Source organism: Pseudomonas arvensis (assembly GCF_056688935.1).
The window spans coordinates 46,155-59,901 of record NZ_CP162038.1 but is presented as its reverse complement, the minus strand read 5'-3'; the positions used below and the strand labels follow the sequence as shown (position 1 = coordinate 59,901).

Genomic DNA, 13,747 nt, shown 5'->3' with positions numbered 1-13,747 from the left:
CTGTCATTTGCTTTCCGCCTGTTTGATGGCCAGCACGTCTTTCGGCGTGACCATGTCGCCTTTGTTGTTGCCCCAGGCGTTGCGCTCGTAGGTCACCACGGCCGCGATATCCACTTCCGACAGTTGCTTGCCGAAGGCCGCCATGGCAGTGCCGGGCTTGCCGTGATAGACGATGCTCAGGTGATCGGCAGCAGGCCCGGTGGCGATTTTCGAACCTTTGAGCGCCGGGAACATCGGCGGCAGGCCCTGGCCTTCGGCCTGGTGACAGGCCACGCAGGTGGTGTGATAAACCTTGTCGCCACGGGCCACCAGTTCTTCAAGGGTCCATTCTTTGGAGGTCAGCTCCTTGAGCTTGGCGGCCTCGGCCTTACGCTCACCCAGCCAGGTGTCGTAGTCGGCCTTGGACTTGACCTCGACCACGATGGGCATGAATCCATGGTCCTTGCCGCATAGCTCGGCGCACTGGCCACGGTAGATACCGGGCTTCTCGACACGGGTCCAAGCCTCGTTGACGAAACCCGGAATGGCGTCGCGCTTGACCGCAAACGCCGGCACCCACCAGGAGTGGATCACGTCGGCGGCTGTGACCAGGAAGCGCACTTTGGCGCCCACCGGCAGCACCAGCGGCTGGTCGACTTCCAGCAGGTAGTGTTCGCCCTTGGTGGCCTGGTTGTGGATCTGCTCGGCGGGCGTGGCCAGGTTGCTGAAGAACTCCACATCCTGGCCCAGGTATTTGTAATGCCACTTCCACTGGTAGCCGGTGATCTGGATATCGATATCCGACTCACTGCTGTCGTAGATGTTGATCAGGGTCTTGGTCGCCGGAATGGCCATCGCAATCAGGATCAGCAAGGGCACGACGGTCCAGAGGATTTCCACGGTGGTGCTCTCGTGGAACTTGGCCGCGACCTGACCGGTAGAACGCCGGTGGACCATCATCGACCAGAACATGGCGCCAAACACGATGATGCCGATCACCACACAGATCCAGAAAATGGTCATGTGCAGGTCGAACACTGCGTGACTGACTTCTGTTGCCCCTGGCGCCATATTCGTTGTCCAGGCGGCGTGCGCCTGGCCGAATACCGACCACAACAGGAGGCCCATCCAAACGTGTGGATGTCGCATCATTGCGGGTTCCCCTTATCGTTCTTGTTATCCCGCCGGTTTGCACCTGCGTCGAAGGGAGCGGCTTCCATACTGCTTACAACCGCTTAGCCTTGCCTGCTTATGCAGTCTGGCGTCATCAGCTAATCGCGTACAAATCCGAGTATAGACAGGGACTGCAACCCCGCAATGTGTAGGGACAAATGAGGCAAAAAGGCACGGCCGGAGCCAATAAAACCGGGTGCGGAATCGATTTTCCGACGAACGATGGCAATTCGATATAACGCCTGTGCATAACCATGAAATAATTATGACAAATGCGTCTTAGGCGCTCGTATAAACGAGCTACCTTAACTTCTCCCTTTTCCTACGCCTGATTCATTGGAGCCTTCATGAACACCGCCGCATTGCGCGAGCAGATTTCCCGTGCCCATCAACACGAAGCCACTACGGGCCAGCTTGCCCAGCAGCTGGAAAAACAATTGCCGCACCTGCATGCAGCCATTTCCCTGGCTGAAGGTGATCGCAACGTGGTCATGACCCGCTTTGTCACTGCCTACATCGACCTCGTGCCGGAGTTGCTCGATGCTGCCAATGACGTGGCTCGCGAAGCCGGAATCGAAAGCCAGATCAAGCCGGTACTGAAGATTGCCGAGCATTTTTTCCTGCAACCGCCCGCAATTCTGGCAGGCCACGAAGGCCTGGACGGGCTGCTGGACGAGGCCTACCTGGCCCACCGGCTGGTGGAAGAAGTAAACGATGTGTATATCAAGCACTTCGGTCAGCCGTTGATCCCGGCGGATACCACCGTGGCTAACGTGATTGCCCATCAATTGATCGGTGAAGATTTCGCCAACCAGTTGGATCAAGCCGTGCACCTGGCGGTGGATGAGATGCTTAACGACGAGAGCTTCGCGCTGGAGTCGGTCGAAGCGTATCGCGAGCAACTGAAAAGCCCGAACACCGAGGCCGCCTGGAAGCGCTGGCCGTGCCTGTCGCGGCAGTTGGGGGTGGAGTTGGCGTTGGATCAGCCGGCTTAAACCTTGAATTCGACACAGTACAAATGTGGGAGAGGGCTTGCCCCCCTCCCACATGTTGATCCGGTTCCGTCAGCCGATTGAAGGCGCCGAGCCGATCCCCGTCGTCGTGCGAATCCTGCCTTCCAACCGTCGCTTCAACCCACGCGCCTCAATCACCAGCTTCGAACCCTTCGCCGCGTTGGCCCGACCCCATTCCTCCAGCAATTCCAGGCAGGAATGGTCGATATAGCTGAGGTTGTTGAGCGGGACATGCACCGTGGTCCCCGCAGGCACCGTCGACAGCACCTGGGTCAACGCCGGCACTTTCAGAAAGGTCGCCGCACCAATCAAACGCAGCTCCATCTCGCCCTCCTGGGGCAAGTCGATCAGGCTGACTTTCAGCCGCGACGCCTTGAACGCCAACTTGACCAACGTGAGACCAAAGCCCACCAGCACCCCCGTCAGAAGGTCGGTAAAGATGATCGCCAGCGCCGTGGCCGCATAGGTGAACATCGGCATCCGCCCGTAGCGCCCCAAAGCCTTGAACGCCTTGACGTCGACCAGCTTGATCCCCGTGTACACCAGCACCCCGGCCAGGCTCGCCACCGGGATACTTTGCAGCACGCTCGACAGCAGCAACACGAAACCCAGCAACCATACGCCGTGGAACATTGCCGACAGACGGGTGGTTGCACCCGCCTGGACGTTGGCCGAACTGCGCACGATCACGCCGGTCATCGGCAAGGCACCGACCAGCCCGCAGAGCATGTTGCCGACGCCTTGGGCGGACAGCTCTTTGTCGAAGTCGGAACGTTGGCCGTTGTGCATGCGGTCGACAGCCGCCGCCGAGAGCAGGGTTTCGGCGCTGGCGATAAATGCCACGGCAAAGGCTGCAATCAGCAGTTGAGGATCAGCCAGGTTCAGCAGGTCGCTGGGGCGCAGCCAATCAATGGCGTCAGCCAGGTTTTCCGGGACTTCCACGCGTTTGACCTGCAACGCCAGCACCAGGCTGGTGACCGTGGCCAGGCCGACGCCGAGCAACGCACCCGGCACGAACCGCAGCGGTTGCGGGCGGAATTTGTCCCACAGGTACATCACCAGCATCGTCGACAGGCCCAGCAAACCCGCTTGCCAGCCGAGCCCGCCACCAAGGGTCGGGATGGCTTCGGACAGTGCAGCCGGGAAGCCCGCCAGGTTGTCCAGCCCAGAAGGCTTGGGCGCGCCGTCAAGCATCACATGAATCTGCGACAGCACAATCAACACGCCAATCCCCGCCAGCATGCCGTACACCACTGCGGGCGCCGTCACGCGGAACCAGCAGCCCAGGCGCAAGCGTCCGGCCACCAATTGCAGGAAGCCCGCCAGCAGCAGGATCGGCCCCAGCATCAACATGCCGTGCTGGCGCACCAATTCGAACACCAGCACCGCCAGACCCGCCGCCGGGCCACTGACCTGCAGCGGCGAACCCGCCAGCCAACCCACCACCAGGCCACCGATAATCCCGGTGATCAGACCTTTGGCCGGCGGCATGCCGGACGCAATCGCGATGCCCATGCACAGCGGCAGGGCGACCAGAAACACAACCACCGAGGCGAGCAGCTCCCGTGGCAATACAGCTTTCAATTGAGCAGCACGCATGATGACTCTCCCGAGGCATTCGCCGGGCGCGGTAAAGCCTGGCTGCATCCATGGCAGCCACCGCATTACCCGGCAGGGAAGTGTTTTAGAAGCGCGCTTTAGGCGTCGCGCAAGGGATCGGCCCGTCGCCGCTCAACGGTCGGAACGCCGACTGGTCGGCATCGTAGGCGCGGATTTCGCTGGTCTCGATGTTGTAGATCCAACCGTGGATATACAACTGACCATTGGCCATGCGTGAGGCCACGGAAGGGTGGGTACGCAAATGTTGCAACTGGGCGATGACGTTTTCTTCGGTCAGCACCTTCATGCTCTCGCCTTCGTTGGCGCAGTCGCAGTTGTCCTCGACCATCGACTTGGCCACCTCGGCGTGCCGCAGCCAGGCCCGTACCGTCGGCATTTTTTCCAGGCTGTCGGGGTTGAGTACCGCACGCATGGCGCCACAGTCGGAGTGACCGCAGACGATGATGTGCTGCACACCCAGGGCAAGTACCGCGTACTCGATAGCGGTTGAAACACCGCCGTTCATCTGACCGTAGGGCGGCACTACGTTGCCGACGTTACGGGTCACGAACAGGTCGCCGGGCGAGCTTTGGGTGATCAGCTCGGGCACGATGCGCGAGTCGGCGCAGGTAATGAACATCGCCCGTGGGCTCTGGGCCGTGGCGAGTTTCTTGAAGAGTTCTTCCTGCTGGGGGAAGACGTCGTGATGGAAATGCAAAAAACCGTCAACGATATGCTTTAGCGCTGCATCGGCGGACTCCGCCACTTGAGGGGCTGAAGCCGACGCAGCCAACGGCTGTTTATCCTTATCACTCATGATTCATCCTCTTGATTAGTGCAGGGGAGTGTTCAGGACAGTTCGACGCCCGGCCAGTGGAATAGTTGTAAAACTCCAAAATCCAGGCGCCGACTCATCAGTCACTCGCTGAGCAAGGTAACTGTCGAAACTTAACTCAAACTGAATGAACCGCTCTAGATCGCGGGTTTCAGTGATGTCAAAACGCGACTATTCCTACAAGCAAGGTGCATTCTTGCTGATCAGTCTACAACAATGCCATCTGTCTGCCCGGTGGACAGAACGCCGTGCAATCCAGGTTGAATCCTTCACGGCGATTGAGCCCCAGGCGTTTGATCGCCTTGCTGAAACGCTGGGCCAGCAAATCGGCGAACGGCCCTTCGCCCCGCATGCGCACGCCGAAGCGGCTGTCATACACCTCACCACCGCGCACCTGCCGAACCAGGCTCATTACATGGGCCGCACGCTGCGGATAATGGGCTGCCAGCCACTCTTCAAACAGCGGCGCCACCTCCAGCGGCAAGCGCAGCATCATGTACGCCGCACTCTGCGCACCAGCGGCGTGCGCTTCGGTCAGCAGGCTTTCCAGTTCACTGTCGTTGATCATCGGGATCATCGGCGAGCACAGCACGCCCACCGGAATCCCCGCCTCACGCATCACCCGGATCGCTCGCAACCGCGCCTTGGGCGCGGCGGTGCGCGGTTCCAGGATGCGCTTGAGCTCATCGTCCAGGCTGGTGAGGCTGATCATCACCGCCACCAGGCGCTGGCGGGCCAACTCGGTGAGCAGGTCGAGATCACGCAGGATCAGCGAACCCTTGGTGATGATGGTCACCGGGTGTCGGTAGCGCAGCAACACTTCGAGGGTCTGCCGCGTGATGTTGTATTCGCGCTCGATGGGCTGGTACGGGTCGGTATTGGAACCCAGGTTGATCGGCGCACACACGTAGCCGGGCTTGGACAGCTGCTGCTCCAGCACATCGGCCGCATTGCTCTTGGCGATCAGTCTGGTTTCGAAATCCAGCCCCGGTGACATGTCCCAATAGGCATGGCTGGGCCGCGCATAGCAGTAGATACAGCCATGCTCGCAACCGCGATACGGGTTGATCGAGCGATCAAACGGCAGGTCCGGCGAGGTATTGCGGGTGATGATGGTCTTGGCCGTCTCAATACGCACTTCGGTGCCCTGGGTCGGCGGTACTTCCTGGTACCAGCCGTCGTCCTCGGCCACGCTGACCGTTGGCGCAAAGCGGTTGTGCAGGTTGGTGGCCGTGCCCCGGCCACGGGGCGGCAACGGCGTAGACATAAAAGCGCCTCGGTACTGTTTTTATATACAGTATCGAGGCGCGAGGTGTCTGACCAGTGCCGTTTGGCGGCCAGCCAGGATTTAGTGCTTTTGCGTGGCCTGCCCCAGATCATCGCCCGAAGTGGTGCGCATATCGTTCTTGCGCAGGTCGGCGACGTCGCTGGCGTTCACTGGCGCACCTTTGTTGCCCCAGCTGCCACGGATGAAACTGACCACGTCGGCGACTTCCTGGTCCGACAGGCGCCAGGCAAACGCCGGCATGGTGAAGGTCGACGGCGCCGCGTGCGTAGCCGGCAAAGTGCCGCCGTTCAACACAATGTTGATCAACGAGGTGGCATCCGCCGTCTGCACTACCGGGTTACCCGCCAGGGCCGGGAACACCCGTGTATAGCCATGGCCATCGGTTCGGTGGCAGGCCGCGCAGTTGTCGATATACACCGAGGCACCCCGCTGGCTGTCATCGCCTTTCCACAGCGCCTGGGCTACCTGCTTGTCGTACACATGGGGCTGATCCTGGGGATCGACCGCCGGCAGGCTCTTGAGGTAACGGGCGATAGCGGTCAGGTCGTCTTGCGACATGTACTGCATGCTGTGGACGACCACGTCGCTCATGCCACCAAACACCGCGCTGCGATCACTGCGACCGGTCTTGAGGAATTGCACCAGCTGCTCCTCGCTCCAGCTGCCGAGGCCGTCCTTGTGGTCGCCACGCAAGCTCTTGGCGATCCAACCTTCCAACGGCGCACTGCCGGACAGGAACGCGGTGCCATCGGTAGCACTCAGGGCTTTTTCCTGCATGGTCAGGGCACGCGGTGTATGGCACGCGCCGCAGTGGCCTAAACCTTCCACCAGGTAGGCGCCGCGGCCGATAACCGGGTCAGTCGCTGCCTCAGCCGGTGTATCCGCCACTTCAGGGGCAAACATCCAACGCCACGCCGCCAACGGCCAACGCATGCTCAAGGGCCACGGAATGTCGCTGTCCTTGTTGTCTTGGGCAACGGGTTCCACACCCTTCATGAAGTACGCATACAGCGCCTGCATATCGCTGTCGCTGACACGCGCATAAGACGGATAGGGCATCGCCGGGTAAAGCGTACTACCGCTTTTGGCGACACCATGGCGCACGGCCTTGTCGAAGTCGTCGAAGCTGTAGTCGCCCAGGCCGGTCTTGTCCGGGGTGATATTGGTGGAGTAGATCAAGCCAATCGGGGTTTCCATCGGCAGCCCACCCGCAAAGGGTTTGCCACCCTTGGCAGTGTGGCAGGCCACGCAGTCACCGGCGCGGGCCAGGTATTCGCCCTGCTGGATCAGGTCGGTTTCGGCAGCGCTTATGGAGCAACTGCTGAGCAGCGCCAACGTCGCGATAACAAATGCTTTCATGGTCATCGCTCCTTATGCCTGAACCAGTGGGCCGGGGTTTTTCAGGTACTGCTCACGGATCGCCCGAGCCGACCAGTAGGTCAGCGCCGCCACCAGGCCAGTAGGGTTGTAGCCCAGGCCCTGTGGGAAAGCGGAAGCGCCTGGGACAAACACGTTGTGTACATCCCAGCTCTGCAGGTAACGGTTCAACGCACTGGTTTTCGGGTCGGTGCCCATGATCGCGCCACCGTTGAGGTGGGTGGTCTGGTAGGACGCAGTGTTGAAATGCTCACCGACTTTTTTACCAAGTACCGCAATGGCCTTGGGGTTCATCGCTTGGGCGACCTTGCCCATTTTCTCGACCATGAAGCGGTTCATCTTGATGTCGTTTTCCTGCCAATCGAACGTCATCCGCAGCAGCGGCAAGCCGTAGGCATCGCGGTAAACCGGGTCCAGATCCAGGTAGTTGCCCCGGTAGGATTGATGGGCGCCGTGGGCATCCATCGACACCTGATGGGTGTAGTAATCGGCGGTGGCGCGCTTCCACGCACTGCCCCAGGCCGGGGTGCCAGGCGGGTTGGACGTCCCGGCAATCGGCCGGCTGCCGGCCTGGTTGACCCACATCGGCGAACCGCCCACAAAGCCATGGGGCCCATGGTCGAAGTTGTCCGCGTTGAAGTCGTCCATCGCCACGCCATTACCGCCCGCGCCGATGAAGTTGTTGGTGTGAGTGTCTTTGTCGAAAAAGGCTTTGATGGTGGCCATGTTCTGGTAGGCGAAGTTGCGGCCCACCACGCCTTCATTGGTGATCGGGTCGTACGGCTTGCCGATGCCCGACAGCAGCATCAGCCGCACGTTGTGGAACTGGAACGCGCCGAGGATCACCAGGTCCGCCGGCTGCTCGATTTCGCGTCCTTGGGCGTCGATATAGGTCACGCCCGTGGCTTTCTTCTTGGTGCTGTCGAGGTTGACCTTGAGCACGTGGGAATTGGGGCGCAGTTCGAAGTTCGGCACCTGGCGCAAGGCGGGCAGGATGTTAACGTTCGGCGAAGCCTTGGAGTACATGTAGCACACGTAGCCACTGCAAAAACCGCAGAAATTGCATGGGCCCATCTGCGCGCCATAGGGGTTGGTGTAAGGCCCCGAAGTATTGGCAGACGGCAGGTTGTAGGGTTTGTAACCGACGTCGGCAGCCGCTTTCTGAAACAGCTGTGCGGAGACTGTGTTTTTCTGCGATTCCAATGGGAACGGGTTGGAACGATCCGGCGCATACGGGTTGCCGCCACGGCCTTCACCCACTAATTGCCCTTTCACCGTCCAGGCCTGGCCGGAGGTGCCGAAGACCTTTTCCGCGTAGTCGAAGAACGGCTCCAGTTCTTCATAGCTGACGCCGAAGTCCTGGATGGTCATGTCCTTGGGAATGAAATTTTTCCCGTAGCGTTCTTCGTAATGGCTGCGCATGCGCAGCTCGATCGGGTCGACACGAAAGTGCACACCCGACCAGTGCAAACCCGCGCCGCCCACGCCATTGCCCGGCAAAAAAGCACCGAGCTGACGGTTAGGCAGGGCGACGTCATTCACGCTGTGGCGAATGGTCACCGTCTCCTTGGAGATGTCCTGGAAGAGTTTCTTGCGCACGCTGTAGGTCAATTCGTCGATGACCTGGGGATAGTTGCCGTCCGGGTACGTGTCCTGCATCGGGCCGCGCTCCAGCGCCAGCACGTTGAGGCCCGCCTCCGTCAGCTCCTTGGCCATGATCGCGCCAGTCCAGCCGAAGCCTACGATCACTGCATCCACTTTCTTCATGATGGTCGCCACGGTTATGCCCTCTCGCCACGGATGGAAACAGCCGGGAAGGGGTATTGCTCGTTGCGTTCCACCCAATCCATAAAGTCGGCGCGGGCGCCGGGGAAGCCGATCATGGTCCAGCCGACCATGCCTTTATTGCCCCCGTGGATCGGGTCGCAGAAGAAGCCTTCCTTGGTGTTTTGCAGTAACAGGTTGAAGAACATCTTTGGCGGCACCGCCTCGAAATGCGCCGTTACCTCACTGCCGCCAGCCTCCAGACGGCGCAGCATATCGTCTCGGGTAGCGCTGTCTTGCGCAGCAAAAGCTTTACCGTTGAAGGCTTTCGACCAGGCATCCGTCGCAGCAATACCCAGGCGATAGATCTCTTTGGGCACCAACTTGCTCTGCCAGCCCATCTCTGGCGCGGCGTCGGCGTTGAACGGACCTTGCATGAACCACAGCGCGCCACTGGCATACGGCGTGTTCATCTGACGGTCGATGTATTCCGGCGCACCGGCTTCCAGGGCACCTGGGCCTTGGGCGTCGGCGGGGATCAAGCGCTCGACGGCGGCGTTGATAAACGCCCATTCTTCTGCGGTGAAATAGCTTGGCTCGTAGGCCTTGTCGCTCGCCGCAGGCTTCGCCGGCGTGGCCTGGGCAGGCTCAGGCGTGGCCATCAATATCGAGCCGCCAAGGCCGGTACTGGCAACCGTGACCACCGGGATCAAGGTCAAGGATTTGCGCAAAAAGTCACGCCGGGGGTTGTCTTGATCTTGATCAGACATGGGTGCACCTCATCATGTGGTCACGGGTTTATTCGGTCGCTTCTGGGGAGCGGCTCGTCTACTTTTGGCAATCAATGGTTACAAATGATAGCAGGCTAAGGATGTGGAGAACGGATTCAACGACCTAAGTCGAATAAACGCAGGCAAAAAAATGTGGAAGGGGGCTTGGCTCCGATAGCGGTGGGTCAGCCGATACATAGGCTGCGTGACACTGCGCTATCGGGGGCAAGCCCCCTCCCACATTAGGTGTGCGTGAAACTTTTAGTCTTTTTTCAGCTTCGGGTTCGGAAAGAATTGCACTGCCTGAACCTTGGGATCCGCCGGCGCTTTGAGTGCCGAGGTATTGACCCGCGTCCCCAGCTCCTTAGGCACTGACAGCCCTTGATCATTCAAGGTGTCGGTATAGCCACAGGCCACGCATTCGCGGTGCGGCACGTTGTCCTCGGTCCACATTTTCAGCTTGTCCGGCTCGCTGCACGCCGGGCAGACCGCCCCGGCGATGAATTGTTTTTTGGTAATCACAGGCCCTTCACTCATGCTGCCGCGTCCTCACTCAGGCCGCTGTGGCGCAAGAGTGCGTCAATCGACGGTTCGCGTCCGCGGAAGTCGACGAACAGCACCATCGGCGCCTGTGAACCACCACGGGCCAGGATCGCCTCGCGGAATGCACGACCGGTGTCAGCGTTGAGTACGCCGTCCTCTTCGAACTTGGAAAAGGCATCCGCCGACAGCACTTCTGCCCACTTGTAGCTGTAGTAACCAGCCGCATAACCACCGGCGAAGATGTGCGCAAAGCTGTTGGGGAAGCGGTTGTAGGCCGGCGGACGCATGACCGACACCTCGTCGCGTACGCCTTCCAACACCTGCGCCACGCTGCGGCCATCACCGTGGGTGGCGTGCATTTCGAAGTCAAACAACGAAAATTCCAGCTGGCGCACCATCATCAGGCCGGACTGGAAATTCTTCGCCGCAAGCATTTTTTGCAGCAGGTCCTGGGGCAGCGGCTCGCCGCTTTCATAATGGCCGGAGATCAGCGCCAGGCCTTCTGGCTCCCAGCACCAGTTCTCCATGAATTGGCTCGGCAACTCCACCGCATCCCAGGCCACTCCGTTGATGCCGGACACGCCGGCGTGCTCGACGCGGGTCAGCAGGTGATGCAGGCCGTGGCCGAATTCGTGGAACAGCGTGGTGACTTCATCGTGGGTCAGCAGGGCAGGCTTGCCGCTGTCAGCCGGGGTGAAGTTGCACACCAGATTGGCCACCGGGCTTTGCAGCACACCGTCAACGGTGCGACGACGGTCGCGGGCGCCGTCCATCCAGGCACCGCCACGCTTGTTGGCGCGGGCGTAAAGGTCAAAGAAGAAGCGGCCGACGTGCTGGCCGTTTTCCTTGATTTCAAACAGGCGAACATCCGGGTGCCAGGTGTCGAAGCCTTTCTGCTCGGCGATCTCGATGCCATACAGGCGCTGCACAATGGCGAACAGGCCGCCCAGCACTTTGTCGATCGGAAAGTAGGCGCGCAGGGCTTCCTGGGACACGCTGTAGCGCTGCTCGCGCAGTTTTTCGCCGTAGAAACCGCTGTCCCAGCTTTGCAGGTCGGCGCAACCTTGTTCGGCGGCGTAGGCCTTGAGCTGTTGCAGATCCTGGGCGGCAAACGGCTTGCTGCGCTTGGCCAGGTCGCGCAGGAAACTCAGGACCTGATCGCTGGATTCAGCCATTTTGGTGGCCAGGCTCAGTTCGGAGAACGACGCGAAACCGAGCAGTTGCGCCAGTTCCTGACGCAGGTCGAGGATCTGCTCCATCACCGGGCCGTTATCGTTCTGACCGGCATTCGGGCCTTGGTCCGACGCACGAGTGCAGTAGGCCGCGTAGATTTCTTCACGCAGGGCACGGTCGTGGGCGTAGGTCATCACCGCGTAGTAGCTGGGGAATTCCAGGGTGATCAGCCAGCCGTCGAGGCCTTTGGCCTGTGCGGCAGCAGCCATTTGCGCCTTGGCCGAGTCGGTCAGGCCGGCGAGCGTAGCCTCATCGGTGACATGTTTGGTCCAGGCCTGGGTGGCGTCCAACAGTTGGTTGGAGAACTTGCTGCCCAGCTCGGACAGTTTGCTCTGCACTTCGGCATAACGCTTCTGCTGCTCAGGTGGCAGGTCAATGCCCGACAGGCGGAAATCGCGCAGGGAGTGCTCAAGAATGGTTTTTTGCGCCACGTCGAAACCGGCGGCTTCGGGGCTGTTAGCCAAGGCTTCGAAGGCCTGGAACAGCTCGCGGTTCTGGCCCATTTCGGTGGAATACGCGCTCAATGCGGGCAGGCAGCTTTCATAGGCCTCGCGCAATTCGGCGCTGTTGCACACCGCGTTGAGATGGCTGACCGGGCTCCAGGCGGCGCCCAGGCGGTCATTCAGTTCGTCCATGGCCAGTACCAGCCCGGCCCATGTCGGATTTTTACCCTGGCTTTGCAGGATGCCTGCGATGGCAACGCGGTTGTCGGCGAGGATCTGTTCGATGGCCGGCTGCACGTGCTCGGCACGGATCGCCGAGAACGGCGGCAGGTCGTAGGACTGCAGAAGAGGGTTGTTCGCGCTCACGGTTGGCACCTTGGCTGAAGAAACATGTAAGAACAAAGATGGGGCCATCTTAATTACAATCAACGCCCACCGCAGCTATCAGCAGAAGAGAGAGAGGCTATCGTGACCCTTCGCACCTATCAGAACCACACGCCAACCCTGGGCGCCGGGGCTTTTGTCGATATTTCGGCGGTGGTGATCGGCGATGTCGAAATCGGCACCGACAGCTCGGTTTGGCCGCTGACCGTGATTCGCGGCGACATGCACCGCATCCGCATCGGTGCGCGCACCAGCGTGCAGGATGGCTGCGTGCTGCACATCACCCACGCCGGCCCCTTCAATCCTGATGGTTTCCCGCTGCTGATCGGCGACGACGTGACCATCGCTCACAAAGTCATGCTGCATGGTTGCACCGTGGGCAACCGCATCCTGATCGGCATGGGCAGTATCGTGATGGACGGCGCGGTGGTGGAAGACGACGTGATCATCGGCGCCGGCAGCCTGGTGCCGCCAGGCAAGAAACTCGACAGCGGCTTCTTGTATGTGGGCAGCCCGGTTAAACAGGTCCGGGCGCTGACTGACAAGGAGCGCGCCTTTTTCACCTACAGCGCCGCGAACTACGTGAAGCTCAAAGACCTGCACCTGGCTGAGGGATTTGACCAATGAGCCTGCCTTACCAAACCGTGTTGTTCGACCTGGACGGCACCCTCACCGATCCACGCGAGGGCATCACCCGCTCGATCCAGTATGCCCTCGGCAAACTGGGCATCGACGAGCCGGACCTGACCAAACTCGAACATTTCATCGGCCCGCCGTTGCTGCAAGCGTTCATGCAGTTCTACCCCTTCGATGAAGCCAAGGCCTGGGAGGCGTTGAATTTTTACCGCGAGCGCTTCAAAGTCACGGGGCTGTATGAAAACCGCGTGTTCGACGGGGTGACGCCGCTGCTGGAAGACTTGAGCAGCCAGGGCCGCCAGCTGTACGTAGCCACCTCCAAGCCGTGGGAATTTGCCCGTGAAATCGCCCGACATTTCGACTTTGCCAAGCACTTCAAGGTGATCTACGGCAGCGAATTGGACGGGACGCGGACCAACAAGGTCGAGCTGATCGCGCATCTGATGTGCGAGGAAGGCCTGGACCCGGCCACGACCTTGATGATTGGTGATCGCAAGCACGACCTGATCGGAGCGCGTAGCAATGGGCTGGATTCAGCGGCCGTCGGTTATGGGTTTGGCAGCTTTGAAGAGTTGAATGCCGAGGCGCCGACCTGGCACTTTGAGACGTTGGCAGAGATGCATCAGGCGTTTTTGCAGCGGGCTTGAGGCCGCCGCCCCCTCCCACATTTTTGAAAGGTGTACGCCGGACAAGGTGGGAGGGGGCTTGCC

The 13,747-nt window shown here is 60.5% G+C and carries 12 protein-coding genes; 3 read left to right on the top strand and 9 right to left on the bottom strand.

The genetic code is table 11. From position 1 onward, the window contains the following. Window positions 1-3: 3 nt before the first annotated feature. A complete protein-coding gene (gene coxB / locus AB3G88_RS00285) occupies window positions 4-1,131 on the bottom strand; it encodes a cytochrome c oxidase subunit II (RefSeq protein ID WP_099586186.1) in 1,128 nt (375 codons plus the stop codon). Window positions 1,132-1,499: 368 nt separating this feature from the next. On the opposite strand from coxB, the gene AB3G88_RS00280 reads away from it, so the two are divergent. Beyond that, window positions 1,500-2,147: a hypothetical protein gene (locus AB3G88_RS00280; RefSeq protein ID WP_112192852.1), complete on the top strand. Its 648-nt coding sequence runs from the start codon at window positions 1,500-1,502 to the stop codon at window positions 2,145-2,147. Window positions 2,148-2,216: 69 nt separating this feature from the next. On the opposite strand, the gene AB3G88_RS00275 is transcribed toward AB3G88_RS00280, so the two are convergent. From AB3G88_RS00275 to prlC, 8 genes are all read right to left on the bottom strand, one after another. Next, window positions 2,217-3,764, bottom strand: a complete 1,548-nt coding sequence (locus AB3G88_RS00275) for a SulP family inorganic anion transporter (protein ID WP_099586184.1) — start codon at window positions 3,762-3,764, stop codon at window positions 2,217-2,219. Between the two features lie 85 nt (window positions 3,765-3,849). Continuing rightward, the gene (locus AB3G88_RS00270; RefSeq protein ID WP_099586183.1) at window positions 3,850-4,581 is read right to left on the bottom strand and encodes a carbonic anhydrase; all 732 of its coding nucleotides are present in this window, start codon (window positions 4,579-4,581) and stop codon (window positions 3,850-3,852) included. Between the two features lie 226 nt (window positions 4,582-4,807). Continuing rightward, window positions 4,808-5,866, bottom strand: coding sequence for a PA0069 family radical SAM protein (locus AB3G88_RS00265; protein WP_099586182.1), 1,059 nt, complete (start codon window positions 5,864-5,866; stop codon window positions 4,808-4,810). An 81-nt stretch (window positions 5,867-5,947) separates the two neighbouring features. After that, window positions 5,948-7,246: a cytochrome c gene (locus AB3G88_RS00260; protein WP_480452701.1), complete on the bottom strand. Its 1,299-nt coding sequence runs from the start codon at window positions 7,244-7,246 to the stop codon at window positions 5,948-5,950. Window positions 7,247-7,258: 12 nt separating this feature from the next. Continuing rightward, the gene (locus tag AB3G88_RS00255; protein WP_112192849.1) at window positions 7,259-9,043 is read right to left on the bottom strand and encodes a GMC family oxidoreductase; all 1,785 of its coding nucleotides are present in this window, start codon (window positions 9,041-9,043) and stop codon (window positions 7,259-7,261) included. 2 nt (window positions 9,044-9,045) lie between these two features. Beyond that, entirely contained in the window at window positions 9,046-9,798 is a 753-nt protein-coding gene (locus tag AB3G88_RS00250) for a gluconate 2-dehydrogenase subunit 3 family protein (RefSeq protein WP_480452698.1), read from the bottom strand. A gap of 261 nt (window positions 9,799-10,059) precedes the next feature. After that, on the bottom strand, window positions 10,060-10,335 hold the full coding sequence (locus AB3G88_RS00245; RefSeq protein ID WP_010207776.1) for a YheV family putative zinc ribbon protein: 276 nt from the start codon (window positions 10,333-10,335) through the stop codon (window positions 10,060-10,062). Next, the gene (gene prlC / locus AB3G88_RS00240) at window positions 10,332-12,431 is read right to left on the bottom strand and encodes an oligopeptidase A (RefSeq protein ID WP_178075385.1); all 2,100 of its coding nucleotides are present in this window, start codon (window positions 12,429-12,431) and stop codon (window positions 10,332-10,334) included. Before prlC ends, AB3G88_RS00245 begins: the two co-directional genes overlap by 4 nt. Before the next feature lie 54 nt (window positions 12,432-12,485). On the opposite strand from prlC, the gene AB3G88_RS00235 reads away from it, so the two are divergent. Together AB3G88_RS00235 and AB3G88_RS00230 are read left to right on the top strand one after the other, a co-directional pair. Continuing rightward, window positions 12,486-13,028: a gamma carbonic anhydrase family protein gene (locus tag AB3G88_RS00235; RefSeq protein WP_099586177.1), complete on the top strand. Its 543-nt coding sequence runs from the start codon at window positions 12,486-12,488 to the stop codon at window positions 13,026-13,028. Then, window positions 13,025-13,684: an HAD family hydrolase gene (locus tag AB3G88_RS00230; protein ID WP_480452695.1), complete on the top strand. Its 660-nt coding sequence runs from the start codon at window positions 13,025-13,027 to the stop codon at window positions 13,682-13,684. The genes AB3G88_RS00235 and AB3G88_RS00230 overlap by 4 nt, the downstream gene beginning before the upstream one ends. The last annotated feature ends 63 nt before the right edge of the window (window positions 13,685-13,747 follow it).

Excerpts from the sequence above, each read along its gene's own strand:
- coxB (WP_099586186.1), bottom strand. The coding sequence starts at position 1,131 with ATGATGCGACATCCACACGTTTGGATGGGCCTCCTGTTGTGGTCGGTA.
- AB3G88_RS00280 (WP_112192852.1), top strand. The coding sequence starts at position 1,500 with ATGAACACCGCCGCATTGCGCGAGCAGATTTCCCGTGCCCATCAACAC.
- AB3G88_RS00275 (WP_099586184.1), bottom strand. The coding sequence starts at position 3,764 with ATGCGTGCTGCTCAATTGAAAGCTGTATTGCCACGGGAGCTGCTCGCC.
- AB3G88_RS00270 (WP_099586183.1), bottom strand. The coding sequence starts at position 4,581 with ATGAGTGATAAGGATAAACAGCCGTTGGCTGCGTCGGCTTCAGCCCCT.
- AB3G88_RS00265 (WP_099586182.1), bottom strand. The coding sequence starts at position 5,866 with ATGTCTACGCCGTTGCCGCCCCGTGGCCGGGGCACGGCCACCAACCTG.
- AB3G88_RS00260 (WP_480452701.1), bottom strand. The coding sequence starts at position 7,246 with ATGAAAGCATTTGTTATCGCGACGTTGGCGCTGCTCAGCAGTTGCTCC.
- AB3G88_RS00250 (WP_480452698.1), bottom strand. The coding sequence starts at position 9,798 with ATGTCTGATCAAGATCAAGACAACCCCCGGCGTGACTTTTTGCGCAAA.
- AB3G88_RS00245 (WP_010207776.1), bottom strand. The coding sequence starts at position 10,335 with ATGAGTGAAGGGCCTGTGATTACCAAAAAACAATTCATCGCCGGGGCG.
- prlC (WP_178075385.1), bottom strand. The coding sequence starts at position 12,431 with ATGGCCCCATCTTTGTTCTTACATGTTTCTTCAGCCAAGGTGCCAACC.
- AB3G88_RS00230 (WP_480452695.1), top strand. The coding sequence starts at position 13,025 with ATGAGCCTGCCTTACCAAACCGTGTTGTTCGACCTGGACGGCACCCTC.